This window comes from Sciscionella marina DSM 45152 (assembly GCF_000379465.1).
GTDB classification, from domain to species: domain Bacteria; phylum Actinomycetota; class Actinomycetes; order Mycobacteriales; family Pseudonocardiaceae; genus Sciscionella; species Sciscionella marina.
The window spans coordinates 55,682-79,253 of record NZ_KB905393.1; the positions used below are offsets into that span (position 1 = coordinate 55,682).

At 64.9% G+C, this 23,572-nt stretch carries 23 protein-coding genes; 16 read left to right on the plus strand and 7 right to left on the minus strand.

What is annotated here, in order from left to right:
- Positions 1-19: 19 nt before the first annotated feature.
- The gene (locus A37U_RS0121165; RefSeq protein ID WP_026197447.1) at positions 20-463 is read right to left on the minus strand and encodes a PaaI family thioesterase; all 444 of its coding nucleotides are present in this window, start codon (positions 461-463) and stop codon (positions 20-22) included.
- Between the two features lie 159 nt (positions 464-622).
- Between A37U_RS0121165 and A37U_RS0121170 the strand changes: the two genes are divergently transcribed.
- Positions 623-1,051 (plus strand): organic hydroperoxide resistance protein, encoded by a 429-nt coding sequence (locus A37U_RS0121170; RefSeq protein ID WP_020498681.1) that lies wholly within the window; start codon positions 623-625, stop codon positions 1,049-1,051.
- Between the two features lie 197 nt (positions 1,052-1,248).
- Here A37U_RS0121170 and A37U_RS0121175 read toward each other — a convergent pair whose 3' ends face one another.
- A complete protein-coding gene (locus A37U_RS0121175; protein WP_020498682.1) occupies positions 1,249-2,880 on the minus strand; it encodes a class I adenylate-forming enzyme family protein in 1,632 nt (543 codons plus the stop codon).
- 214 nt (positions 2,881-3,094) lie between these two features.
- On the opposite strand from A37U_RS0121175, the gene A37U_RS0121180 reads away from it, so the two are divergent.
- Genes A37U_RS0121180 through A37U_RS0121195 form a run of 4 tightly spaced genes read left to right on the plus strand, consistent with a single transcriptional unit; the run spans position 3,095 to position 7,646 of the window.
- Positions 3,095-4,432, plus strand: a complete 1,338-nt coding sequence (locus A37U_RS0121180) for an FAD-dependent oxidoreductase (RefSeq protein WP_020498683.1) — start codon at positions 3,095-3,097, stop codon at positions 4,430-4,432.
- Between the two features lie 37 nt (positions 4,433-4,469).
- A complete protein-coding gene (locus A37U_RS0121185; RefSeq protein WP_020498684.1) occupies positions 4,470-5,660 on the plus strand; it encodes a thiolase family protein in 1,191 nt (396 codons plus the stop codon).
- A 12-nt stretch (positions 5,661-5,672) separates the two neighbouring features.
- The gene (locus tag A37U_RS0121190; RefSeq protein ID WP_020498685.1) at positions 5,673-6,440 is read left to right on the plus strand and encodes an SDR family NAD(P)-dependent oxidoreductase; all 768 of its coding nucleotides are present in this window, start codon (positions 5,673-5,675) and stop codon (positions 6,438-6,440) included.
- A 48-nt stretch (positions 6,441-6,488) separates the two neighbouring features.
- Complete coding sequence (locus tag A37U_RS0121195; RefSeq protein WP_020498686.1) at positions 6,489-7,646, plus strand: acyl-CoA dehydrogenase family protein; 1,158 nt, start codon at positions 6,489-6,491, stop codon at positions 7,644-7,646.
- 767 nt (positions 7,647-8,413) lie between these two features.
- Here A37U_RS0121195 and A37U_RS0121200 read toward each other — a convergent pair.
- Positions 8,414-9,025, minus strand: coding sequence for a TetR/AcrR family transcriptional regulator (locus tag A37U_RS0121200; protein WP_338055023.1), 612 nt, complete (start codon positions 9,023-9,025; stop codon positions 8,414-8,416).
- 52 nt (positions 9,026-9,077) lie between these two features.
- On the opposite strand from A37U_RS0121200, the gene A37U_RS0121205 reads away from it, so the two are divergent.
- Complete coding sequence (locus tag A37U_RS0121205; RefSeq protein ID WP_205622980.1) at positions 9,078-9,563, plus strand: nuclear transport factor 2 family protein; 486 nt, start codon at positions 9,078-9,080, stop codon at positions 9,561-9,563.
- Positions 9,564-9,800: 237 nt separating this feature from the next.
- Here A37U_RS0121205 and A37U_RS0121210 read toward each other — a convergent pair whose 3' ends face one another.
- Positions 9,801-11,450 carry a purine-cytosine permease family protein gene (locus tag A37U_RS0121210; protein WP_026197450.1) on the minus strand — a complete coding sequence of 550 codons (1,650 nt, stop codon included), beginning with the start codon at positions 11,448-11,450 and terminating at the stop codon, positions 9,801-9,803.
- 141 nt (positions 11,451-11,591) lie between these two features.
- Here A37U_RS0121210 and A37U_RS0121215 point away from each other — a divergent pair, with 141 nt between their 5' ends.
- The 6 genes from A37U_RS0121215 (at position 11,592) to A37U_RS0121240 (ending at position 16,535) form a co-directional block, all read left to right on the plus strand.
- Complete coding sequence (locus A37U_RS0121215; RefSeq protein WP_026197451.1) at positions 11,592-11,849, plus strand: hypothetical protein; 258 nt, start codon at positions 11,592-11,594, stop codon at positions 11,847-11,849.
- The gene (locus A37U_RS0121220; RefSeq protein ID WP_026197452.1) at positions 11,836-13,485 is read left to right on the plus strand and encodes a purine-cytosine permease family protein; all 1,650 of its coding nucleotides are present in this window, start codon (positions 11,836-11,838) and stop codon (positions 13,483-13,485) included. Before A37U_RS0121215 ends, A37U_RS0121220 begins: the two co-directional genes overlap by 14 nt.
- A complete protein-coding gene (locus A37U_RS0121225; RefSeq protein ID WP_020498692.1) occupies positions 13,482-14,087 on the plus strand; it encodes a cysteine hydrolase family protein in 606 nt (201 codons plus the stop codon). The genes A37U_RS0121220 and A37U_RS0121225 overlap by 4 nt, the downstream gene beginning before the upstream one ends.
- A gap of 74 nt (positions 14,088-14,161) precedes the next feature.
- Positions 14,162-14,899 (plus strand): GntR family transcriptional regulator, encoded by a 738-nt coding sequence (locus A37U_RS44520; protein WP_026197453.1) that lies wholly within the window; start codon positions 14,162-14,164, stop codon positions 14,897-14,899.
- On the plus strand, positions 14,896-16,317 hold the full coding sequence (locus A37U_RS0121235; RefSeq protein WP_020498694.1) for an amidase family protein: 1,422 nt from the start codon (positions 14,896-14,898) through the stop codon (positions 16,315-16,317). Before A37U_RS44520 ends, A37U_RS0121235 begins: the two co-directional genes overlap by 4 nt.
- The gene (locus tag A37U_RS0121240; protein WP_020498695.1) at positions 16,314-16,535 is read left to right on the plus strand and encodes a hypothetical protein; all 222 of its coding nucleotides are present in this window, start codon (positions 16,314-16,316) and stop codon (positions 16,533-16,535) included. Before A37U_RS0121235 ends, A37U_RS0121240 begins: the two co-directional genes overlap by 4 nt.
- A gap of 540 nt (positions 16,536-17,075) precedes the next feature.
- On the opposite strand, the gene A37U_RS0121245 is transcribed toward A37U_RS0121240, so the two are convergent.
- Both A37U_RS0121245 and A37U_RS0121250 read right to left on the minus strand, forming a co-directional pair.
- Positions 17,076-18,314 carry a cytochrome P450 gene (locus tag A37U_RS0121245; protein WP_020498696.1) on the minus strand — a complete coding sequence of 413 codons (1,239 nt, stop codon included), beginning with the start codon at positions 18,312-18,314 and terminating at the stop codon, positions 17,076-17,078.
- Positions 18,315-18,339: 25 nt separating this feature from the next.
- Positions 18,340-18,753, minus strand: a complete 414-nt coding sequence (locus A37U_RS0121250; protein ID WP_020498697.1) for a nuclear transport factor 2 family protein — start codon at positions 18,751-18,753, stop codon at positions 18,340-18,342.
- A 53-nt stretch (positions 18,754-18,806) separates the two neighbouring features.
- Here A37U_RS0121250 and A37U_RS0121255 point away from each other — a divergent pair, with 53 nt between their 5' ends.
- Together A37U_RS0121255 and A37U_RS0121260 are read left to right on the plus strand one after the other, a co-directional pair.
- Positions 18,807-19,427 carry a TetR/AcrR family transcriptional regulator gene (locus tag A37U_RS0121255; protein WP_026197455.1) on the plus strand — a complete coding sequence of 207 codons (621 nt, stop codon included), beginning with the start codon at positions 18,807-18,809 and terminating at the stop codon, positions 19,425-19,427.
- A 52-nt stretch (positions 19,428-19,479) separates the two neighbouring features.
- Positions 19,480-20,625, plus strand: coding sequence for an NAD(P)H-dependent amine dehydrogenase family protein (locus tag A37U_RS0121260; protein ID WP_020498699.1), 1,146 nt, complete (start codon positions 19,480-19,482; stop codon positions 20,623-20,625).
- A gap of 822 nt (positions 20,626-21,447) precedes the next feature.
- Here the strand turns inward: A37U_RS0121260 and A37U_RS49860 are convergent.
- Entirely contained in the window at positions 21,448-22,026 is a 579-nt protein-coding gene (locus A37U_RS49860; RefSeq protein ID WP_020498700.1) for an enoyl-CoA hydratase/isomerase family protein, read from the minus strand.
- A gap of 57 nt (positions 22,027-22,083) precedes the next feature.
- Here A37U_RS49860 and A37U_RS51715 point away from each other — a divergent pair, with 57 nt between their 5' ends.
- Positions 22,084-22,494 carry an acetyl-CoA acetyltransferase gene (locus tag A37U_RS51715; RefSeq protein ID WP_420806252.1) on the plus strand — a complete coding sequence of 137 codons (411 nt, stop codon included), beginning with the start codon at positions 22,084-22,086 and terminating at the stop codon, positions 22,492-22,494.
- A gap of 40 nt (positions 22,495-22,534) precedes the next feature.
- Positions 22,535-23,308: a crotonase/enoyl-CoA hydratase family protein gene (locus tag A37U_RS0121275; protein ID WP_020498702.1), complete on the plus strand. Its 774-nt coding sequence runs from the start codon at positions 22,535-22,537 to the stop codon at positions 23,306-23,308.
- The last annotated feature ends 264 nt before the right edge of the window (positions 23,309-23,572 follow it).

Here is a 23,572-nt window from a genome sequence, read left to right on the forward strand (position 1 = left end):
TCCGCGGGCTCTTCGCCGCTCAGTGCCCGCTGCCGGGCCGCTGCCTGTCCCGCAACAGGCAGCTCAAGCGACTGGTACATACCGGAGCACCGTCCTGATCGGTCACGGTGATTCCCACGGTGGCCACCATCCTGTTCATGGCGAGCACCGTCGCGGTCGCGGTGACGAGTCCGCGGGTGGCCGAGCGGTGGTGGGTGGCGTTGATCTCCACGCCGACCGCGGTCTTGGCGAAATCCGTCGCCAGTACGGCAAGAGCCGAGCCGACCGTCTCGGCGAGCGTCACGCTGGCCCCGCCGTGCAGGAACCCGTACGCCTGGCGGTTTCCCTCGACCGGCATGGTCGCCACGATGCGTTCCGCGCTCGCCTCGACGACCACGATGCCGAGCCGCTCGGACATCTCGCCGCTGCGGGAATTCAGCAATTCGACGGCCGTTGCCGGTGCCCCCGGGACAGTTGAACTCATGAGAACAGTCTAGTCGAACCGCGCCTTCAGATGATTTATTCGAGGCGTGAAAATGCGCATTCTGGCTGGCGGAATTACGCGCCGGTACGCCGAACCGCGCCGTTATCCTGGCGACCGCCCACGGTGTTGCGTGCCGTGTTCCAACAGTGAGGAGAAGTGATGAAACCGTTGTACACCGCGGAAGTCAACGCGACAGGTGATGGCCGTTCCGGCCGGGTGTCCTCCGGGGACGGGCTCGTGGAACTGGATCTCGCGATGCCGAAGGAAATGGGAGGAACCGGGGGCGCGGTCAATCCGGAGATGCTCTTCGCGGCCGGCTATTCGGCATGTTTCCACAATGCACTTCGGCTGGTGGCCAAGAAAGCGAAACAGGACGTCTCGGATTCCTCGGTGCGGGCATCGGTCACGATCGGAGCTAATGATTCCGGTGGTTTCGAACTCGCTGTCGTTCTCGAGGTCACCGCACCAGGCATCGACCCCGCCGCGCTCGACGAACTGATCGAGACCGCCGACAAGGTCTGCCCCTATTCCAACGCGATCCGGGGACAGGCGAGCGTGCGGATCCGTTCCGCTTCTGGAGTCGGCTGATCAGGGGCACCTGTTCCCGGAAGCCGCCCATGTTCGGGAGCAGGCCCGGCACCGGGGACCGCCGTGATCGGCGGGACGGTGGCCGGTGCGGTGCTCCAGCCGGATCGCGTCTCCCGCACCATAGGGCGCGCGATGTCATGGTTGAACCGGCGCGGTACGGGTGCCGGTACGGATCCGTTCGTACCGGCACCCGCCGTTCAACCGGTTGCGTTGCTCAGCCGTTCGCCGGCCATCTCGCGCAGCGTGGTCTTCCGCGTCTTGCCGACGGCCGATGTGGGGAACGTGTCGACAACGAACAGTCCCCGCAACTTTTTGTAGTGCACCACCTGCCCGTTGACCTGTTCGGTCAGTGCGCCGGGATCCGGCGGTTTCCCGTCGGGTACGACGAAGGCCACCGGCAGGTCGCCCGCCTCCGGATCGGGGACGCCGACCACCGCGGCGTCTCGTACACCGGGGCAGGAACGTAGCAGCCGCTCCAGCTCCGAGGGGTAGACGTTGTACCCCTTATAGATCAGCATGTCCTTCGTCCGGTCCACGATGTGCAGGTATCCCCGCTCATCGACGATTCCCACATCGCCAGTGTGCAGCCAGCCATCGCGTAGCACTTGTGCGGTCTCCTGCGGGTGCCCGTGGTAGCCGAGCATCACCTGTGGGCCGCGGATGGCGATCTCGCCCCTGCCGTCTCTCGTGGTGTCGCCGGGTACCGGAATCAGGCTGACCTCGGTGTCCGGCAAGGGGATTCCGACACTGCCGGGGAACCGCTCGGCGCTGAGCGCGATCGGATTGCCGACCGCGGCCATGCTCACCTCGGTCAGGCCGTACGCCTGGGTCACCACCGCATCGGGAAATACCGCGGAAAGCCGTTCGGCGAGCGGAACGGGGAGCGGCCCGCCGCCACAGGACACCAGGCGTACGCCGGGAAGGCCACGTCCGCGCTGTTCCAGGAATGCGGTCAGCGCGGCGAGCAACGCGGGAGCACCGCTGACCGACGTCACCGATTCCGCCTCGACGGTTTCGACGAACCGTTGTACCTCGAACCGTCCGATCAGGATGCTTCTGCTGCCTTGCAATGCGGGGACGACGAGTCCGCCGATCAGCCCCATGGCGTGGAACCACGGTGCCACCGCTATCACCGTGGCGGTGCCGAGGCGGACAGGAAAGTCCTGCGTGCTCCCGGTCTGCTCCAGCACGACGCGCTCGGTGACGTTTCCAGCGAGCGCTCGATCAGGGACCGATCCCGATGACCAGGAACAGAATTGCAGTGCGTTGCACACGATGTTGCGCTGGGAGACCGCCACGCCTTTCGGGGTTCCCGTGGTGCCCCCGGTGTAGGAGATGTGGGCGATGGCGCTCGCCAGATCCGCAGGCCGATGCGGTGCCCACTCGTGCGGGGCAGGTGGGGCCGAGCGCAGCGAATCCACCGGAAGGCAACGCAGACCGGGAAAGGTGCTCGTGCTGATCACGATCTCCGCCGCAGAGTCGGCAAGTTGTTCGCGTACTTCGGCGACGGGCAGTTGCGGGTTGACTGGAGTGACGGTCAGCCCGCGATACTGGGCCGCCCAGTAGGCGATGGCGAACTCGATACTGTTTCCGAGGTGCAGCGCGATGACCGTTCCGGCGGGCAAGTCTTGCCGTTCCCACGCCGCGGCGAGCGCGCGGGCATGCGCAGCAAGCTCCGACCACGTGATCCGTTCGTCCTCCGACTGCAAGGCCACCTGCTCGGGCCAGCGTGTCCGCGCTCCTTCCAGCAGCGCCCACACCGGAGCATCCGGGTAATCGAGATGCGGTCCCCGCACGACGAACCCACTGTTCGCCGCCGCGTTCTCCATGACGGTCCTCCTTTGTTGGGGATACCGATTCTGCGCTTTCGCGTGCCCTCAGCGGGATTCGTATTCCACGGTTCGGCATCGGAAACGGTGATTTTCGCTGCATGCCAAGGGATTCCGCGCACTGGAATCGCCGATTGTGCACAGGGGCACTGACGGCGCATCGTCATCGGCAGCACAGGAAACCGAAAACCGAGGAGGTCGCACTGTGCCCGAGATGGCGCGCACCGCGGTGGTCGGTGCCGGGCCCGCCGGGATCTACACCGCAGAGGCGTTGCTCAAGCTCGGCCACCGGGTGGACGTTCTCGACCGCCTCTCCTGCCCATACGGGCTATTGCGCTATGGCGTAGCTCCCGACCACCTGAAGATGAAGGCACTGGAGAAAACGCTGCGCCGTATCCTCGACCGCGATGGCGTGCGCTTCTTCGGTGAAGTGACCCTTGGCGAGACGATCACCGTCGACGAGCTGCGCGGTCACTACGACGCCATCGTGTACGCCACCGGAGCGGCCGACGACCGCAGTCTTTCTATTCCGGGAGAGGATCTACCCGGCAGTCTTTCAGCGACCCGGTTCGTCAGCTGGTACAGCGGGCATCCAGATATTGCATCCCGAGACGTGGCCTTGGACGCGCACACCGCGGTGGTCGTCGGGGCGGGCAACGTCGCCCTCGATGTGACCCGGCTGCTGACCAAGTCCGCCGAACAGTTCCATGGCACCGATATGCCTGACCGGGTTCTGGACACGCTTCGCGCGAGCCCGATCACTGATGTGCACTTGATTGCCAGGCGCGGTCCGGCGCAGGCGAAATTCACCACCAAGGAACTGCGTGAACTCGGCGAACTGGGCAACGCCGATGTGCTCGTCGATCCGGCGGATCTTGAGCTGGACGAGCACAGCGAGCAGCTGGCCGAGCAAGACGGTGGGGTACGCCGTAATCTCGATGTGCTGCACGAGTGGGCCCAGCGGTCCCCGCTCGACCGGGAACGCCGGATCCACCTGCGATTCTGGCGGTCGCCGGTACGGATCACCGGAGCCGACCGGGTGGAGGGCGTCGAACTCGGCCGCAACACTCCGGACGGTGCGGGCGGGATCCGGGCGGGCGGGGAGACGGAGATGCTGGCGGCGGGGCTCGTGCTGCGCTCGATCGGCTACCGAGGGCGTCCACTGCCCGGCGTCCCGTTCGATGAGCGCACGGGCACGATCCCGCACTGCGAGGGACGGGTACTGCGTGCGGGGCGGGTCGCTCCTGCCGAGTACACCGTGGGCTGGGCCAAACGCGGACCGAGCGGAGTGATCGGCACCAACAAGGCCGACGCCCGCGAGACGGTGGCAGCGCTGGCCGAGGACTGGGAGCACCAGACCGGCCGGAACCGAGGTGATCGGCCTGATCTGGCTGACACGCTGGCAGGACGCGGACATGCCGCTATCACCTGGCAGGGCTGGCTGGCCATCGAGGCCGCCGAGCGTGAGCTCGGCCGCCGCCTCGGGCGGGGGGCGGTCAAGATCACCGACCCCGACCAGCTCCGAGCGGTCGTCCGGATGGTCCTGCGGTGATCCGCAAACCTCACACCCTTAGACGAAGGAGTCCGGCATGACTCGTGACGCCGTGATCGTGGACATCGTGCGATCGCCGATGGCCAAGGGGAGACCCGGCACCGACCAGCGTCCCGGTGGGGCACTCTGCTCGGTGCACCCGGTCGAACTGCTCGGGCAGGTGCTCGCGCAGCTGATGGACAGAACCGGTGTCGATCCCGGTGCGGTGGAAGACGTGATCACCGGCTGCGTCAGCCAGGTCGGCGAGCAGACCGGCCCCGTGGGTCGGTGGGCCTGGCTCGCGGCCGGGTTGCCCGAGCACGTCCCGTCCACCGCGGTGAACCGCGCGTGCGGTTCCAGTCAGCAGGCCGCCGATTTCGCGGCCCAGGGCGTCCTCGCGGGCGCGTACGACATGGTGATTGCCGCCGGTGTCGAGTCGATGAGCCGCATTCCCCTGCTCAGCGCACGGATCGGACAGGACCCACACGGCCCCTCGGTCAGCTCGCGGTACGCGCCCGGCCTTGTCCCACAAGGTGTTTCGGCGGAGCTCGTCGCGGCACGGTGGAAGCTCAGTCGTCGCGATCTCGACGAGTATGCGGCGCGCTCACATGCGCTGGCACACGCCGCGGACCGCGCTCCCGAGATCGTCGGGATCACTCGGCAGGACGGCACCGTGGTCGCCGAGGATGAAACGGTACGCCCGCAGACCGAACCGGAGCTGCTCGCGGGACTGGAGCCCGTGTTTCGCAGCACGGAGCTGTCCGCGCGGTTCCCCGAGATCGAGTGGTCGGTGACCGCGGGGAACTCCTCGCAGATCACCGATGGGGCCGCGGCGGCATTGATCATGAGCGAGCAGCGGGCGAGCGAACTGGGTCTGCGCCCGCTGGCCCGGTTCCACGCCTTCGCGGTCGCGGGCGACGACCCGATCACGATGCTCACCGCCCCGATACCGGCCACCGAGAAGGCGCTGCTGCGCGGCGGTCTGCGCCTGGCGGAACTGGACCAGTACGAGGTCAACGAGGCGTTCGCCTCGGTGCCGCTTGCCTGGCAGGAGCACTTTGCGGCGGACCCGAAGCTGCTGAACCCGCGGGGCGGAGCCATCGCGCTCGGGCACCCGCTCGGCGCATCGGGACTGCGGCTGCTCGGCAGCCTCGTGCACGGACTTCGCGAGACCGGCGGCCGCTACGGGGTGCAGACCATGTGCGAAGCGGGTGGCATGGCCAACGCCACCATCATCGAGCGCGTCTGAGGAGGCGGCACAGTGGATATCGCGGGGACAACGGCGATCGTGACCGGCGGGGCCTCCGGGCTCGGTCTTGCGACGGTACGGAGACTGCTCGATGCCGGTGCGTCCAGGGTGGTGATCGCCGACCTGCCGGGTTCGGACGGGGAGGCGGTGGCCGCCGAACTGGGTGCCGCCGTGCGCTTCTGTCCCGCGGACGTGCGGGACGAGGCGGCGATCGCCTCCGCCATGGACACCGCGCAGCGCGATGGTCCGTTGCGCGTGCTGGTGCACTGCGCCGGGCGCGGCGGGCCGGTACGGCTGGTCGATCGGGAAGGCAACCCCGGCTCACTCGAGGACTACACCGAGATCGTCACCACGAACCTCGTCGGCACGTTCAACGTGTTGCGCCTCGCCGCGAGCCGGATGGCGGTCAACGAACCGAGCGAAGGCGACCGGGGCGTGTGCGTGCTGACTGCCTCGGTCGCCGCGTTCGAAGGTCAGATCGGCCAGATTCCCTATGCCTCGGCGAAGGCGGGCGTCGTCGGCATGACGCTGGTGGCGGCGCGGGACCTGGCGGGCAAACGGATCCGGGTCAATACTATTGCTCCGGGGACCTTCGATACGCCGTTGCTTGCCAGACTCTCCGAACAGGTCCGTGATTCGCTCGCCGCCACCGTCCCGCATCCGAGCAGGCTCGGCGACCCCGATGAGTACGCGCGGCTCGCGCTGTCCATTGTGGACAACGGGATGCTGAACGGGGAGACTATCCGGCTCGACGGTGCCATCCGCATGGCACCCCGCTAGCGATGACCCCGAAGTCGGACGTCCCGGCGTGATGATGAGGAGCAGTGCGTGATCGACCTGACGGATGAGCAGCGGGACCTCAAGGAGCTGGCCGCCAAACTGGCGGCCGACCGCTATGCCGAGCGCAGCCTGGAATGGGACCGCGAGCATCGCGCGTTCCCCCGCGAGGAACGGCTCCGGCTCGGCCAGCTTGGTCTGCTGGGGCTGACGCTTCCGGAGCGTTACGGCGGCGGGGGAAGGCCGCTGCTGGACGCGCTGCTCGTACAGGAGGAGATCGCCAAGGTCGCTCCGCTGGCCGCATGGCCGGTCTTCGAATCGGCAGCGGGACCGGCCCGGGTGATCGAGCTGTTCGGCACCGAGGAGCAGCGCGAGCGGATTCTGCCCGGCGTGGTCAGCGGGGAGAGCCTGATCGCGATCAGCATCTCGGAACCGGACGCGGGCTCCGCGGCCACCGATATGACGGCCACCGCCAGGGTCGACGGCGACCACCTGGTCATCAACGGTGCCAAGCGTTGGTGTTCCGGCGCGGGGCACGCCGAGAAGTACCTCGTGTACGTGCGGCTGGGCGACCAGCAGGGAGCGCGCGGGCTCGGCGCCGTGCTCGTCGACCGGGACGCGAGTGGGTTGTCCTTCGGCCCGCAGGAGACCCTGATGGGTCACCACGGCGTCGGCTCCGCGGACATGTTCTTCTCCGACGTCCGGGTACCGCTCGCCGACCTGATCGTGCCCGAGGGAGGTTTCGGCAAGCTGTTCACCGCGTTCTCCATCGAACGGCTCGGGAACGCCACGATGTCGCTCGCGATCGGACAGGCGGCACTCGACCGCACGGCACGCTATGTGCAACAGCGTCGGCAGTTCGGCAAGGACATCGCCGAATTCCAGCTTGTCCAGGCCGGGCTGGCGGACATGGTGATGAGGGTCGAAGCCGCGCGGTTGTTGATCCAGCGGGCCGCGGTGAACGCGGGCAATGGGCCACCCGCTCCGCTGGAGGCGTCCGTGGCCAAATGCTTCGCCAACGAGATGGCGAAAGAGGTCTCCGATCTGGCGATCCAGCTGCACGGTGGCTACGGCTACTCCGCGGAGTACGAGATCGAACGGATGCATCGCGACGCGCACGGATGGGCCATTGCCGGTGGCACCCCCGCGATCCAACGAACGCGTATCGCCGCCGAATACCTCGGCCGCCGATTCGACCAACGGTCATGATCTTTGCTGTTGTCTTACGAGCAGGGACAGCAAGAGCGGGCCCGCCGAGACTGTATCGCCATGAGCAGCTCGCTTCACGCGAACGCCCATCGTGCACGGCGTAGTTTTCCACCGTGGGTGTAGTTCCTGCTCGAGGAACGTCGGGAACTCCGGGGTGACGGTGCCGCGACCTGTGCGTTGCGGTCACCGTGCCGACGGCGATCTCCGAGGCCGCGAACAGGACCGTGGTGCCCGGATGGAAGTAGCCATGGGTGTTCCAATCAGGAAACCGGGTGCGCCGGAAATGGACTGAGCACGGCCCAAGTCCCGGATCTGCGACTTCTCGTCCACGCACAACACGATCCTGTCCTCCGGCCGCACCAGGGGCGCCCACGGTCCTGTCGGTGTCCTCGGCGACCAGCTCCGGACGCTTCCAACAACTGCTTGGTCCTCTCCGACACCGGCGCCGAGTTGCGATCCACAGGACACGACCTTGTCGAGAGTGCAACAGTCCAGAGATCCGTGGTCGAAAGCGCTGCGGGCGATCAGGGGTCCGGCTGTGGCCTCAGTGATCCGGTAATGGTCACTCCCGTGCGCGCGGTGAAACCCAAAGTGATCGGGGCCTAGTCGTACTGTCAAAGTCGGCGCGGAGAGGGAACTGCTTTGCCGCGGGGAGGGCAGTGCGTTGCGAGAGGCGTGGCGCACCGGGCCAGCGCGTACCTGGGCCGGAGAAGGGGCGCGTGTGGGCAGTTCCAGCGCCTTGGTTTCGGAAGATCCGCCGTGCCGTTTCAATCGCGTGCGTCGGCCTTGTCGACGCGGGCCTGGATCGTTTCGATCTGTATGCGCACGAGTTGTTCCACGCTGACCCGCCACGTGTCCTTGTCCAGGTGACCGCTGAGTTTCATTCCCGCGATGCCGTGCGCACTGCACATCAACAGGGTGCCGTAACGCGACGCATCGGACTTTCCGACGACTTCTGTGACGAGGGTGAGGAACTCGTTCTCGAGGCGGCTCACAGCCTCGGCGGCGGCCGGGGTGCCCACCGGAGTGCTGAACATCAGCGAATACAGGAACGGGCGCCGGCGGGCGATGTCGATAAGCGCCAGAACAGCTCCCTCGAGCTTGGCGACCGGAGCAACATCGGGGTCTAGGCGAAGCTGCTCCACCTCGTCGGCCAGTGAGCTCCACGCGCCGATGGCGAGCTGGGTCAGCAGATGTTCCTTGTTCTCGAAGTGTCCGTAGGGCGCGCCGCGCGAGACTCCGGCTCGGGTCCCTACCGCGCGCAGCGTCACAGCGTTGGCCCCTCCTTCGTCGAGTAGCTCGGATGCGGCACGCAGGAGTGCTCGCCGTGTCGCCGCGGCAGTCTCGGCTCGTGTCACGCCGACCACTCTACTTGACACTGTCAGCTGAGCGGCTAACGTGGTTCATATGACACAGTCACATGAAGTTTTCGTGAACGATATCAGCGTGCGCCGCCTGCAAGACCGCGCCGAGATCAGCGACGTCCAGCTGGGGTATGCCAGGGGTACCGATTCCCATGACTGGGAGCTCTTTCGCAGCTGTTTCACCGACGAAGTCGAAGTCGACTTCAGCGAGGGCTTCGGTCAGCCGGTCGTTCGCCTGAGTGCGGACGACTGGGTGACCGAGACCGCGCCGAGAATGGAGTCTTTCGAAGCGACACAGCACATGATCACGAATCTGGTGATCACCTTTGACAGTGATGATCGGGCTACCTGTGTCGCTTATGTCCGGGCCAGTCACCACCTCCCGAACAACACCGGTGACAGCGACCAGATCGTGTATGGTTACTACACGAACCGCTTCGAGCGGACCTCGAATGGTTGGCGGATCGCCAAGATCAAGTTGACGGCTCTCTGGATGACCGGGAACTTCGGCATTTTCCAGACAGCCCTGGCCCCTGGGAGTTCCTTCTCCTGATTCCGAGCCAGGTCCGCCCCTCACTGGCGTCCTCTCCCGGTACCGAAGACCATGTCGCGTATCTGCGAGGCGGATACCCAGCCCGTCGGCACTAATCGGTCCGTTCCGGGCAGTGTGCCAAGTTCTGGGCTCGGCGATGCGATCGCCGAGCAAGCACCAAGTATGGGTGCCGCGGTCAGGGAACCGGCACGGCCGTCGGTTCCGTGGCCGGTTTCCACTGCACCAGGTTTCGGCCCGCTACGGGTTCGCTGTCGACGCGAAAGGCTGGGCGGGGAGGATGTGCCGCCCGGTGCGGTCGGTGCTCAGGCACAGTGAGCAGATCAGCCCACCGGTGGCGCTGGCGCAGATATCGGGGCGTTCGAATTCCTGATGGCATATATCGCAGTGGTAGGGGCTGGCCGAGGGGTTGCCGTTCTCGTCGAGTAGTGGTTCATTGATTCCGTCGTCGGTGCGGCGTAGGTAGAAGCGGCCTCGGGTCAGTATCGCGAGGATGGGGGTGAGCAGTACGGCGATCGTTATGGCCACCAGCGGCGAGTAGGGCTGTAGGCGGTCGCCGAGCAGTCCGAAGTATGCGGCGATGGAAAGCAGGGAGGAGGCCAGGAAGGATACTGATCCGACCGGGTTGATGGCGTAGAGCATTCCGCGGCGGAATTCGGGGTGTTTGGGGGAGATTCCCAGCACGTGTTTGTTCACGGCGATATCGGTGGCGACGGTGACCACCCAGGCCATCGCGCAGTTGGAGTAGAAGCTGAGCACGGAGTTGAGCAGACTGAACATGTCCGCTTCCATCAGTGCGAGCGCGATCGCCAGGTTCACGAATACGAAGATCAGACGGCCCGGGTAGCGGCGGGTCACTCTGGTGAACGAGTTCGTCCATGCCAGTGAACCCGAGTACGCGTTGGTGACGTTGATCTTGACCTGGCTGAGTACCACCAGCAGCAAGGCCAGTGGCAGCACCAGCCATGGTGGGAGCAGCCGGTTGAACACCGCGGTGAACTGTTCGATCGGTTCCACAGCCGCGGTGGTGCCGACTGCGCCCACGATGTAGACGGCCATGAACACGCCCAGGATCTGTTTGACCGCGCCGAAGATCACCCATCCCGGCCCGGCCAGCACCACAGCGGTCCACCAGGCACGCCGGTTTCCCCGAGTCTTCGGTGGCATGAAGCGCAGGTAATCGATCTGCTCGCCGATCTGCCCCATCAGTGACAGGCAGACTCCGGCGCCGAGGAAGACCGCAGCGGTGCTGAGGCCGGCGCCGTCGCTCCCGGCGTAGGCCAACCAGCGGCGCACCGAGTCGGGATCGCGCGCGATCAGGAAGGCCAGGGGGACGACCATGAGTATCAGCCACAGCGGATTGGTCCAGCTCTGCAACCGCGCTAGGACCTTCATCCCGTAGACCACCAGCGGGATGATCACCAGTGTCGAGACCGGGTAGCCCAGCCACAGGGGCAGGTGCAGTACCAGCTTCAGTCCTTGGGCCATGATCGACCCTTCGGTGGCGAAGAAGATGAACGTGAAACTGGCGAAGATCACGCTGGTCAGTACCGAGCCGTAGTATCCGAATCCGGCACCGCGGGTGATCAGGTCCAGATCCATGTTGTACCGCGCACCGTAGTAGGCAACCGGGAAGCCGGTACCGAAGATGATCACCGCTGCGACCGCGATGGCCAGCAGTGCGTTCACGGTGCCATGGGTGATCCCGATGCCCGCGCCGATCGAGAAATCGGCCATATAAGCGATCCCGCCCAAGGCTGAGGCGCCGACGACGCCCGAACCCCAGCGTCGGTATCGCCGCGGCGCGAACCGCAGTGTGTAGTCCTCCAATGTCTCCCGTCCCGCCGGGGACACCTGTCTGGCTGGTGCGCTTGATTCGGTGACAGTCATGGGACTGACGCTAGGAAATCGATGTTTCTTCCGCGCCATTACCGTGTTACGCGCGGCTTACCGTGGCACTGTCGCCAGAACGGAATCGACCGCCGATGGGTGCTTCGACCGCTCGCGAAAGCCGGTGGAACGAATCCCCCGGTGCAACCGGATCGGCCACGAGCGATCGGCCGCTGGATCGACCTCGATGCTCACGCGGGCCGAAGAACCACACCACTGTGCGCACAGCGTTTTTCCGGCGGAACGGCGGTCGTGCCGCGGGAAACCGCAGTTCAGGTATGCCTTCGGGAAGAACTGAGCGGCGTAACCATGCGCACCGGATTCGGTGACCTGCCGGAAATATTCGATTTCTATCTTCGGTTCGACCCGAGCGAAGGGATCGAAAATGGGCCTCGCTGACAATCCGCAATTGGAGGACTACTCGCTGCGGTACACGCCCGCGGCGTTTCGCAAGTGGTCGCCGTGGATGGTGTTCCTGTCCTGTCTCGTGGGTATTTCCGCGATGGCGGGTTACGCGCTCGATGCGGCGTTCGTGAACGAGTTCGGATTCGGCAACGCGCTTATCGGTTTCGCAGTGGCCGCCGCCGTCACCCTGCCGCTCACACTGGTGATCGCGTTCGCCATCGCGCGCAGGCACATCGACATCGACCTGCTGACGCGCGGATCGGGATTCGGGTATCTCGGTTCGACGTTGACTTCGTTGGTGTACGCGAGTTACACGTTGATCTTCCTCGCGTATGAGGGCGCGATCATGGCGCAGGCGTTCACCGCACTGACCGGCCTCGACATTCACCTCTCTTATCTCGTGGTGTCGGCGGTGATGATTCCGTTGACGCTCTACGGCATGTCGTTCAGTGCGAAGTTCCAGGCATGGACCTGGCCGGTCTGGGTCGCGCTGATTGGACTCGCCATCGGTACCGCGGCAACCGCGCCGGACGCCGGTCATGCCATGGTGCATCCCGCGACGGTCGCGCCGACGGGGCTGGTCGGGCTGACCGTGCTGGCCGTGTTCACTATCGCTGCCGCACAACTGTCGCTGGCCACACAGGTGGGGGAGCAGGGCGACTATCTGCGCCTTATGCCCGATCCACACACGGGTAACCGCCGTCGCTGGCGACTCGCGGTGATCATGGGCGGCCCGGGGTTCGCGTTGTTCGCGGTCGGTATCTTCTTCGCCTCCACCCTGCTGGTCGGCTACGCCTCCACGAAGCTCGGGGCAGCACAGGTCGGCGTTCCGGTGGATCTGTTCACGGCCGTCTACGAACGGCTGACCGGCGATCACACGGTTGCGCTGATCCTGGCCGGCCTGCTGGTGTTGCTGTCCCAAATCAAGATCAACATCATGAACACCTACTCGGGTTCGCTTTCCTGGTCGAATTTCTTTTCCCGATTGCTGCACCGCCACCCGGGCCGTGCCGTGTGGGTGTTCCTCCAGGTGGGCCTGTCGTTGCTGCTGATGGAGATCGACATCTTCCACCACATCGTCGGAGTACTGGCGTGGTACTCCAATATCGGCGTCGCGTGGATCGCGGCGATGGTGTCCGACCTGGTGATCAACAAACGCTGGCTCAAACTTGCGCCGCAGGATCTGGTATTCCACCGCGCGCACCTGTACAACGTCAATCCGGTCGGTTTCGGCTCGATGATCGTCGCCGGAGCGGTATCGATGCTCGCCTATTACGGTGTATTCGGGGCGGGTGCGGCCGCGTTGTCACCGTTCATCGCGCTCGGTATCGCTCTGGTACTGCCGCCGGTGCTCGCGTCCGTTACGAGAGGGCGCTGGTACATCGCCCGGATCTCGGAGCTGCCAGACAACGACGGCGAGCTTCCGTGCTCGGTATGCGGCGGCGACTTCGATGTGGTCGATATTGCCACCTGCCCATTCCACGGCGGCACCGTGTGCTCGCTGTGCTGCTCGGTCGAGGGCGCGTGTAAGGACGCATGCAAACCCAACGCGTGGCGCCCACCCAAGGGGGCGGTCCCGCTCGGAATGCCCGGTTTCACCACTGAGAAAACGCTGGAGGTCGCGCGATGAAAGCACTGGTCGTCATCGACATGCAGAACGGTTTCTGTCATCCCGATGGCTCACTGCCCGAACTCGGCATGCCCCTGTCAGGGGCGCAGGAGGCGGTCGGGAACACCGCGATCGCGGTGGCCTCCGCGCGTGACCGTGGGATGCCGGTGGTGTTCACCAGGCACGTGTACCGGCCCGGTTACCACGACGAGGGGCCTTGGCTGGCCGGCCAGACACCGGATCTCGCCTCGCTGGGCGGGTTGCTGGCCGGGAGCTGGGACGGCGACGTCGTGGACGAACTCGGGCGCGGGGCCGAGGATCTCGTGGTCGACAAGTGCCGGCTGGACGCTTTCCAATGGACCTCGTTGGAACCGCTGCTGCGTGGACTCGAGGTGACCGAGCTCGTGGCGTGCGGGGTTGTCACGAACTTCTGCGTGGAGACGACAGTTCGCTCGGCGATCATGCGCGACTTCGAGGTCACGCTGCTCGAGGACTGCTGCGCCGCGCAGACCCCGCGGCTGCAGCGAATCGGTATCGAGGTCATGCGCGACTGCGGGTTCGCCACGGTGATCCCCATCGCCGAGTTCGCCGAGTCGGTCACGAAGACACCGATGGCGGCATGAGCATGCTTGCGGCTAACACGGAAGTCACACCTCGGCGATCCGCAGGCAACCACCGGTTCCTAAACTCTGCGCCGATGGGACCGGTATCTCGACGGCGGGTCCATGAAGTCCGTCGGCTTCGGGACATATTACGTGGGGCCGTACAGGACGGCTGCTACCCGGACGGACAGGTCCCCAGCGAGGTCGAGCTCATGGCCGCGCACCAAGCTTCTCGCGGGACCGTACGCGCGGCGCTCGCATTAGTGCGTGGGGAGGGCCTGATCGAGAGGCTTCAGGGAGTCGGAACACATGCTGTCGTCCGGCCGGTGAAGACCCCGCTACCGGAAGCGCACGGCGTGATCAAGCCATCCCGGCAGAGCATGTTCAATCAGCGGATGCAACCGCACGAGATCGACCGCACTGTGCTGCCCGCTCCACCGACCGTCGCGGTACGGCTCGCGGTGCCCGAGAGAACTCCGTGCCTGCGATGGGACTACGTGGCACTCTACGACGAAGAGCCGATCGCTATCGCGACGAACTATGTGCTCTTTCCCGAAGCCAAAAGACTGCGACACACGCCATTCGTCTCCGACTGGTACCGGCTGCTCGAAGACGCAGGAATCGAGCTTTCGGATTCGGAATTCACCTTCGACTGCGAACTCGCCGACCCGCCGCTGGCTTCGGTGCTCGGCATCCGCGAGGGCGCCCCGCTGATCGCGATGGAACAGATCATCTACGACCGCGATGGCCGACCGTTCGACCTGGCCTTCATCCACACGCGCGGCGAACGTTTCCGGTTCGTCTCACGCGGACACAGTAAGGAGTTGTCATGACCCTGCCCGCAACACTGACCGACGCGGCCCAGGCACTGCGCACCGGGACCGTCACCTCGATCGAACTGACCCGAGCGGCGATCGAGACCGCAGACCGTCTCGACTCCGTGGTCGGCACATACCTCGCCCGCTTCGACGAATACGCTCTGGAACGTGCCGAGCAGGCCGACGCGGAACTGGCGCGCGGCAAGGACCGCGGACCGTTGCACGGTATTCCCTTCGGAGTCAAAGACATCCTGGCGATGGCCGAAGGCCCTACGACCGCGCAGAGCCTCATTCTCGATCCCGCTTGGGGCCAGGGCAAAGATGCGCCCGTCGTCGCGCGCCTCAAAGCCGCCGGCGCGGTGATCACCGGCAAAACCACCACCATGGAGTTCGCTTGCGGCATGCCCGATCCAGACAAGCCGTTCCCGATCCCCCGCAACCCCTGGAACCCGGCCACCTGGGCAGGCGGCTCCAGCTCCGGTACCGGTAACGGCGTGGCAACCGGCATGTTCCTCGCAGGACTGGGGACCGACACCGGTGGCAGTATCCGCATCCCGGCCGCGTTCTGCGGCGTGAGCGGACTGATGCCGACCTTCGGCCGGGTACCGAAGTCTGGCTGCGTGCCACTGGGGTACAGCCTCGACCACATCGGACCGCTCGCCCGCAGCGCCAGAGACTGTGCCACAGTGCTCGAAGTACTCGCCGGTCCACACCCCAGCGACCCGGACTGCGTGGACGCCCCGTTCACCGCACCCGAGACCCACCGCGACCTGACCGGGCTGCGCATCGGCATCGTCCGGGAGTACCACTTCCCGGACGACCGGGACCCGGCGCTCGACTCGGTTTTCGACACAGCCATCAACGTGCTCACCCGCCAGGGTGCGAGCATCGTGGAAGTCACGCTGCCGTACTGGCACGAAATGATCACCGTGGACATGATCACGATGGGAAGCGAAGCACTGGCATACCACCGCATCGACCTCAGCGACCGGTGGGAGGACTACTTCCTGGCCACGCGCGCGATGCTGGCCACCGGCGCGCAGGTCTCCGGCGCCGACTACGTGCAGGCACAACGGGTGCGTCGGGTCGCGCAAGACGCCATAACCCGGCTTTTCGAGACTGTCGACATCGTCGCCTGCCCGACGGCCTCCACCGGCGCACCCCGCTACGAGTCGCTCAACGACCCGGACGGACACCCCGACATCGGCGCGCTGTTCTCCAGCGTCCACACGCCGTACTGGGACACACTCGGCAACCCGGTCCTTGCCATACCAATGGGCTTCAACTCCGAACGACTGCCCCTCTCACTGCAACTCGCCGCACCCACATTCGGCGAAGCCACGATCCTGCACGCCGGTGACGTCTTCCAACAACACACTGACTGGCACCTACAGGTGCCCGAATCATCCATCGAAGGAGCAGCGGCAGCATGACCGACACCGACGTGATCAAGACCCTCCTCGCCGCCGCGCGGCTAACGGCTTCCGATCCCGAACTCGACGCCTACGCGACCCGCTACACTCCGCAACGCCTATCCGTTGATGCGCTCTACACAGTGCCCGAAGCCCGCTATGCCGATCCCGCACTGCGTTTCCGCGCACACGCCCGAACCCAGGATTGGACAAGCGGGGAAAACGGGCCAGCCAGCTGAACGCATCGCCTCTGTGCCTGCCTTGTCACGCGCAGAGCGGCATCGGTCTCGTCGTCGGCGATGACCTGCCCGGAATGCCGCTTGCAACGCATTCGACTCTTGTCAATCGCATGGTAATCGTCGTCGACCAGCTCCCGTCGGATGGCAGAGCGTATCGAAGGTTATCTGGGCTTTCTGAAGAGTGGACGCACGAGCCGAAGCGAAGGTCCAGTCACGGCGACCTGCCTGCGCAACACGGTACCGTTCCGGATCGCGGCCCGGGGCGCTTGGTGACCCGTGTGCGGCCGTCACGGCGAGGTGTCTGGGTATCGGCAGTAGACGGCCGAGGCCATGCTCATCGGATTCAGGCGGTGACAGCATGTCCGTAGGCGATGCATAGTCCGGGAACAGTGAGCTGATCGGATTCCGGGTAGCGTTCGAGGTATTGCGTCCATCTCCGGGAGATGCACCCGGGAGGTCGGCGCTCGTCGGGCCGGGACCTTGGGGCTCAGAGGGTGATTCAAGATTGAACGCTGCACCAAATGGTTTCGGAAGGCGTTCTCACGAGCCAGTGGCAGCCCCCGTGGTCAGGTTCACGGCCGGGAGGGAGTGCCATCCGCGGGTGAACGCGGAACGTAGGCGTTGCGCGTGGTCGAGGTCGACGCCGATGTTCGGGTGTGCAGCGAGTAGTTCCTCGTAGGCCACTCTCGCCTGCAGCCAAGCCAGGTGGGAGCCTATACAGAAATGCACACCGTTGGAGAATCCGAGATGACGCGGGATATCCCGGGTGATATCGAGCTCCTCAGCCGTATCGCCGAATTCGCGTTCGTCGTGGTTCCCCGAGCCGTACAGCATCATCACCTTTTCTCCCTCGGGGATTTCGGTTCCACAGATTTTCACCGGGCGTGTGGTGGTTCGCGCAAGTGCCTGTACGGAGGACTCCATCCGCAAAAATTCCACGAGTGCGTTGGGGATGATGTCCCGGTTGGTGAGCAACATGTCCCGTTGCCGAGGAAACCGGTCGAGCAGCACGACCCCGTGAGAAATCAGATTGCTCGTGGTGTCGTTTCCGCCTGCGACAATATTGAAGCAGAAACCGAGGATGTCCCAATCGGATAGGTGATCGCCATCGATCTCGGCAGCGATGAGCGCGCTGATCAGGTCCTCGCCGGGTTCGGTACGGCGTATCGTGATGAGTCTTCCGAAATACTCGAACATCTGCTGTACTGCATCGTTTCCGCTCATTTGATCGGCACGAAGACCACCCTGGGTGAGGCTCACGATCGCCGATACCCAGGGGTCGAATCGATCGCGTTCTTGCTGGGGAACGCCGAGCAGGTGCGCGACCACGAAACTCGGGAGCGGGGAGGAGAAATCCACGTGCAGGTTCGGCGTCGCGCCGTCGGCGGCCTTGGATTCCAACACCGTCAGGCGCGTCCGGACGAATGCACGGAGCCGGTCCTCGAGCATGGCGACCCGCCGCGGGGTGAACGCTTTGCTGATCAGCGCGCGTAGTCGCCGATGTTGCGGCGGGTCCATCATCACCATGGTCGGAGCCAGTCCGAGCTTGGCGATCTCGTCATGGTGATACGTCAGCCCGCTGGCGGATGAAAAAGTGCCGTGGTCGCGAACTGCCTGCCAGATGTCTTCGAACCGTGACAGCGCCCAGAATCCCGGTTCGCCGTGTGCGGGGACCGGCTCGTGATAATGCACCGGCTCATCCTGTCGAAGTCGACGATATGCCGGATACGGGTCGAGTTGGAAGGATTCATCGAGTGGATCGTAGACGCTCGTGATCATGGATGTACTCCCTGATGCGCGGTGTTCAGCTGACGGCGATGTCCTCGGGTGTCCAGAAAGCGCGCATGCGGTGTATCCGGCCTTGATCGGTGAATTCCATGACATCGATGGGAGACAATTCGATGCGTTGCGTTTCCGTCGTGGTGGTGATGGTGAAATGTACGACCGCGATAGCGGATCCTATACGGATGGAATGCCGACGTACCTTGCTTTTTCCGAGCTCGTGGAGTACCCGATACAGCTCTCGGATCTCCGAGCTGCCGCTCTTCGGCTTGCTACCGGCGGGGTCTTCCACCAGTGCATCCGAGGTGAACAGCTCTGTGATCCGATCGAGCTGTTCGGAGCCCAATAGCTGGAGGTACTCCTCGATTACCTCTCGTATGCGATCGGCGTCAACACCGGGGAGTTCCTCGTTCGCCTCGGTTGCCGTGTGTGTCATGACGTCTCGCGCTCCTCGTTGCTCGTATTAACTGACCCTGTTAGTATGAGCATATGCCAAGGGATGCGACAAGCACCAGACTCCGGTTGATTCGGGCGGGGGAACGGCTGTTCGCCCGTAAGGGGATCGACGGCGCGTTGACTCGTGACTTGGTCGCCGAAGCCGAGCAAGGCAATGACTCGGCGGTCAATTACCATTTCGGTTCGCGTGATGGGCTACTGTTGGCGGTGGTCGACAAGCATGTGCGGCGAATGGAGGAGCGGTGGAAGCCCGCGCTCGGTGGCCGGGATCGTGCAGCTGACATTCCGGCCATCGTTGCCGAAATCGTTGATCCGATCGCCGGACAACTGTGTGTCGACGACGGCAGGGACTTCGTCCGCATCACCGCGCAGCTCGCGGGTCGAGCGGGGATACGCACCGGATACCTGTCGAAAGCTATTGCCGGAACGGCGCTTTCTCAATGGCTCGGTGCGCTCGAACGCGCCTGCGCCGAGTTCCTGCCGCGAGCCATCGCCAGGGAACGTGTGGCAATGATGGTCACCATGCTCACCGCCACTTTGGCCGACCGAGCCCGTCGCGTGGACGAGGGCGAGCGCATGACGGTGGGGCACAAGACCTTTGTGGCCAACCTGACCGCGATGCTCGCCGCCGGAGTGAACGCCCCGAGCAGCTGATCATAGGTCAAGCTGGTTTGGGTATGCCCGTTATGAGCGCAAGGAGCGATTGATGATCAACGTGGGAGTCTTCGGCCCGGGCCCGATGGGGCTCATTGCGCTGCGCGGCGTGATCGATCACCCGAAGCTGCGCCTGACGAAGCTGGTTGTCCACAGTGAACACAAGAAGGGGCGCGATGCCGGTGAGCTCTGCGGTATCGACCCGGTCGGTGTGGCGGCCACCGACGATCCGGATGAACTACTCGATGCGGATGTGGACGTCGTCTACTATGCCGCGACCGGAAACCTGCGTCCGGCCGAGGCAGTGGACGATATGGCGCGGATTCTGCGCACCGGCAGGGACGTCGTGTCCTGTTCGGTGATCACCCTGGTTTTTCCGCAGGCAAATGCTGCTGAACTGGTCGATCCCTTGCGCGCGGCTTGCGCGGAAGGCGCGAGCTCGTGCTATACCAGTGGAATCGATCCTGGGTTCGCCAACGATGCGCTCCCACTCACCCTGTCCGGTATGTCGCGCGATATCGAATCGATCCGGGTCTCGGAGATCTTCAACTACGGAACTTATCCGCAGCCCGAAGCCCTGTTCGAGATTCTCGGATTCGGACGACCACCCGAATTTCAAGCGGTTTTCACCACCCCCGGTGTGCTGTCCTACGCTTGGGGGCCGGTACTGCATCAGCTGGCCGACGGGCTCGGAGAACAGATCCAGGACCTGTCCGAACACATCGATTACGTGACGGTCGAGCACGGTTTCGACACCCCGAACGGCCCGATCCCCAGCGGAACCGTGGGCGCCATGCGTTCCACCCTCACCGGGGTGATCGACGGCGAACCCAAACTCGTCCTCGATCATGTCACCAGGATGCACGATGATCTCGCGCCCGAATGGCCGCAGCCCACGATTGCGACCGAACCCCGCGATTCCGGATATCCGGGGGTCTCCGGGAAAGGCGGTTACCGCGTCGAGATCAGCGGTTCACCTGATGTTCGCTGCGATCTCGAACTCGTCGAGGAACGCGACCACGATCTCGGCGCGCGCGTCGCCGGAGCCACACTGTTGGTCAACGCCATTCCGGCGGTGCGCGCGGCCGCGCCCGGTCTGCGCTCAGTGCTCGACCTGCCCCGCATCGCAGGAACAGGACTGCTCCGCCACGTCGCAGGGCCTACACCTGATAGCCGCGCTATCCCAGCCACACCGTGATGGGGGAGTGTGGGTTCGGTGGTTCCTCCGTATATGTCGCCCCTCGGGACTGGTTCGTTCGAGCGAACAGCGGTGGGCCCGGAAAACCACTGGCCCGACGAGCCGGTGTTCGAAGCCGACCGGCCGCTCTGGGCAGATTCGATATCGAGTCATGACGGGATCTGGCGGACCCGCACGGTCCACATTCGATTGATTGCCGACTGATCCCTTTCCGAGAGCTGCCTGCTCGGTTGCCCAGATCCCGGGCAAAGCCGATTAATCTGCTCCACGGGGGTAACTCAGCACAGAGGCCATTACCTCTACGGGAACTCCTACTTTTCGCCCTGATCGCACCGCTTGAACTTGCTGCCGATTCAACACCCGGAATTCGGGTTCCGCCTCGTCTTGTTCATCAGGATCGGCCTCATCCCGTGACTGCGGTTGCGGTTCGAGCTCGGTCTGCGTCGGTCGCGGCTCGGGGCCGGGCCGGTACCGGCGCGCGGTAAATGGCGAGACACCGACCAACTTCGCAACCTGCTCGCCACTCAATCCCCTGTCCCACACGAATTGGATTTCCGCGATCTTCTCCTTCGTAACTCGCCGCAACGCCTTCGAATATTTCCACTTATTGCTCGGGGTCTGTTTCCGCGGACTCGGAAGACCATGGAGTGCTGCGACCTGGGCGAGGTAGTTGGAATGGGTACCGGGTTCGAAGATGTTGCCGGTGAAGGCGAGCCGGTCGATGATCGTTGCAGGGCTGTGGGCCGGTAGCGCTGCGGGGCCAGCCAGAGAACTACTGGTTGCTCACGATGCTCCGCATGCGCGGGGCATGTCGAACGATGTTCACTGTAGGGCTGGTGGGTCGAACTGAGGTGTCCGCTTTTCCCGGAATGCGGCAAGGGCTTCCGCCATGTGCGGTGTTCGAGTGGCGAGTACCTGGTTGCGGTTCTCCAGTTCGACGGCGGCCTCGAGTGACGTTGTTTGGGTGTTCGCGTGCAGTGCGGATTTCGTCAGGCGGATGCCGGAAGGGCTGTTGGAGCTGATCTGAGCCGCTGTCGTCAGTGCTTCCGTGAGCAGGTCGCCTGCTGGGGAGGTGCGGCTGACCAATCCGATTCGCTGCGCTTCTTCGGCACCGACGAAACGTCCGGTCAACAGGATGTCGGCTGCTGGTCCCGTGCCGACGATGCGTGGCAGCAGCCAGGAGCTTCCGCAGTCGCCGCCGGACAGTCCAATGCGGACAAACGCGGCGTTGAACCGGGTGTGTGGTGTGGCCAGACGGATGTCCGCGGACAGTGCCAGGGAGAACCCGGCGCCGGTCGCGGCACCGTTGACCGCGGCGATCACCGGTATCGGAAGCCGGTGGAAGGCGAGGATCGCGTTCGCCGACGTTTCCTGGCGGCGCAGCATGGTGGTTGCGTCCATGTCTGGCAGCTGTGCCGCGTCGTCGAGGTCGAGGCCGGCGCAGCGGCGGCACTCATCATGAGCAGCCGTACAGCGGCGCGGCTGAGGCTGCGGCCACGAGCCAGGTTCGTCGGTTTCTCCGTCGTGGGTGGTGATCCACTGACGATGTTGACGGCGCCGATCCCGGCGACCGACAAAGTGCTTAGCCGCAGCGGCATCCGGCTGGCTGACATCGCTCACTACGAGGTCAACGAGGCATTCGCCTCGGTGCCGCTCGCCTGGCAAGCGCAGTTCCCAAGCGCGGCAGACCGGCTGAACCCACGCGGTGGCGCCATCGCGCTCGGCCATCCGCTCGGTGCGTCCGGCGTCCGGCTGCTCACCACCATGCTGGGCGGGCTGGAGGACAACGGCGGCAAATACGGGTTGCAGACCATGTGCGAGGCGGGTGGCATGGCCAACGCCCTGATCATCGAACGGCTGACCGGATGAACAGGGTGTACTCGCCCGAGACCGGGTCGGAGGATGTCAGATGACTGAGCAGGCACTTCAGGTCGAATATCGTAACAACGGGATCATGCTGCTGATCCTCGACCGTCCTCGACGGCGCAACGCGATCGATCTGGCCACCGCGCGGTCCCTCAGCCGCGCGCTGGACGAGCTCGACGAGAACGACGAGATGCGCGTCGCGGTGCTCACTGGTTCCGGTGGAGTATTCAGCGCCGGAATGGACCTCAAGGCGTTTGCCGAAACCGGGGAACGCCCGGTCGACGAGCACCGTGGTGGACTCGGCATCACCGGCAGGCCACCGGAGAAGCCATTGATCGCAGCCGTCGAAGGCGCCGCGCTCGGCGGCGGATTCGAGATCGCTCTGGCCGCCGACATGATCGTTGCCGGAACTGGAGCCACGTTCGGGCTACCCGAAGTCACCCGAGGGCTCACCGCCGCCGGCGGCGGGCTGCTTCGACTGCCGGAACGAATCCCCCGCAACATCGCGATGGCCGCCGCATTGACCGGTCAACCCATGGCGGCGACCCGCGCCGCGCAGCTCGGGCTCGTCAACGAGGTCGTCCCGGACGGTACCGCAGCCTCGACTGCGCTGGAGCTGGCCGCGGTAATCGCAGCCAATGCACCACTCGCGGTGCGTGCGTCGAAAGCGGTGATTCTCGCGTCCGCTGACTGGTCATCCACCGAACGATTCCAACGCCAAGAGGAATTTGCTGATCCGGTTCGACGATCCTCCGACGCGACTGAAGGCGCGCGGGCCTTTGCGGAGAAACGCTCGCCACGCTGGCAATCCTGCTAAACGGTCACCCCAACTCGTCCGCTTCACTACCGTTGTCCTGTCACTCGTAGCGGATGAGAGCTGCGTGGACCGCACCGGAGAGCCGGTCTTGAGCGCAGCGGCGCAACCGCCCGCTACCTACCAATTTGGCGATCTTGGACGCCGCGCCCGATGCTCGGCTTGCTACTGCGCGATCGTCGTGTTGTCATCCAGGCGGTATGTACGAGTGGACGTGCTGCGGCGCGACTCCCGCGAGACCGTTGACGGGCAGCCGCCAAGCTGACG

Coding starts and splice junctions, on each gene's coding strand:
- A37U_RS0121235 (WP_020498694.1), top strand. CDS start 14,896: ATGACCCTGCCCGCAACACTGACCGACGCGGCCCAGGCACTGCGCACC.
- A37U_RS0121220 (WP_026197452.1), top strand. CDS start 11,836: ATGGGCCTCGCTGACAATCCGCAATTGGAGGACTACTCGCTGCGGTAC.
- A37U_RS0121250 (WP_020498697.1), bottom strand. CDS start 18,753: ATGACACACACGGCAACCGAGGCGAACGAGGAACTCCCCGGTGTTGAC.
- A37U_RS0121185 (WP_020498684.1), top strand. CDS start 4,470: ATGACTCGTGACGCCGTGATCGTGGACATCGTGCGATCGCCGATGGCC.
- A37U_RS0121180 (WP_020498683.1), top strand. CDS start 3,095: ATGGCGCGCACCGCGGTGGTCGGTGCCGGGCCCGCCGGGATCTACACC.
- A37U_RS0121225 (WP_020498692.1), top strand. CDS start 13,482: ATGAAAGCACTGGTCGTCATCGACATGCAGAACGGTTTCTGTCATCCC.
- A37U_RS0121260 (WP_020498699.1), top strand. CDS start 19,480: ATGATCAACGTGGGAGTCTTCGGCCCGGGCCCGATGGGGCTCATTGCG.
- A37U_RS0121210 (WP_026197450.1), bottom strand. CDS start 11,450: ATGACTGTCACCGAATCAAGCGCACCAGCCAGACAGGTGTCCCCGGCG.
- A37U_RS0121255 (WP_026197455.1), top strand. CDS start 18,807: ATGCCAAGGGATGCGACAAGCACCAGACTCCGGTTGATTCGGGCGGGG.
- A37U_RS0121165 (WP_026197447.1), bottom strand. CDS start 463: ATGAGTTCAACTGTCCCGGGGGCACCGGCAACGGCCGTCGAATTGCTG.
- A37U_RS0121240 (WP_020498695.1), top strand. CDS start 16,314: ATGACCGACACCGACGTGATCAAGACCCTCCTCGCCGCCGCGCGGCTA.
- A37U_RS51715 (WP_420806252.1), top strand. CDS start 22,084: ATGAGCAGCCGTACAGCGGCGCGGCTGAGGCTGCGGCCACGAGCCAGG.
- A37U_RS0121245 (WP_020498696.1), bottom strand. CDS start 18,314: ATGATCACGAGCGTCTACGATCCACTCGATGAATCCTTCCAACTCGAC.
- A37U_RS0121175 (WP_020498682.1), bottom strand. CDS start 2,880: ATGGAGAACGCGGCGGCGAACAGTGGGTTCGTCGTGCGGGGACCGCAT.
- A37U_RS0121275 (WP_020498702.1), top strand. CDS start 22,535: ATGACTGAGCAGGCACTTCAGGTCGAATATCGTAACAACGGGATCATG.
- A37U_RS0121170 (WP_020498681.1), top strand. CDS start 623: ATGAAACCGTTGTACACCGCGGAAGTCAACGCGACAGGTGATGGCCGT.
- A37U_RS49860 (WP_020498700.1), bottom strand. CDS start 22,026: ATGGACGCAACCACCATGCTGCGCCGCCAGGAAACGTCGGCGAACGCG.
- A37U_RS44520 (WP_026197453.1), top strand. CDS start 14,162: ATGGGACCGGTATCTCGACGGCGGGTCCATGAAGTCCGTCGGCTTCGG.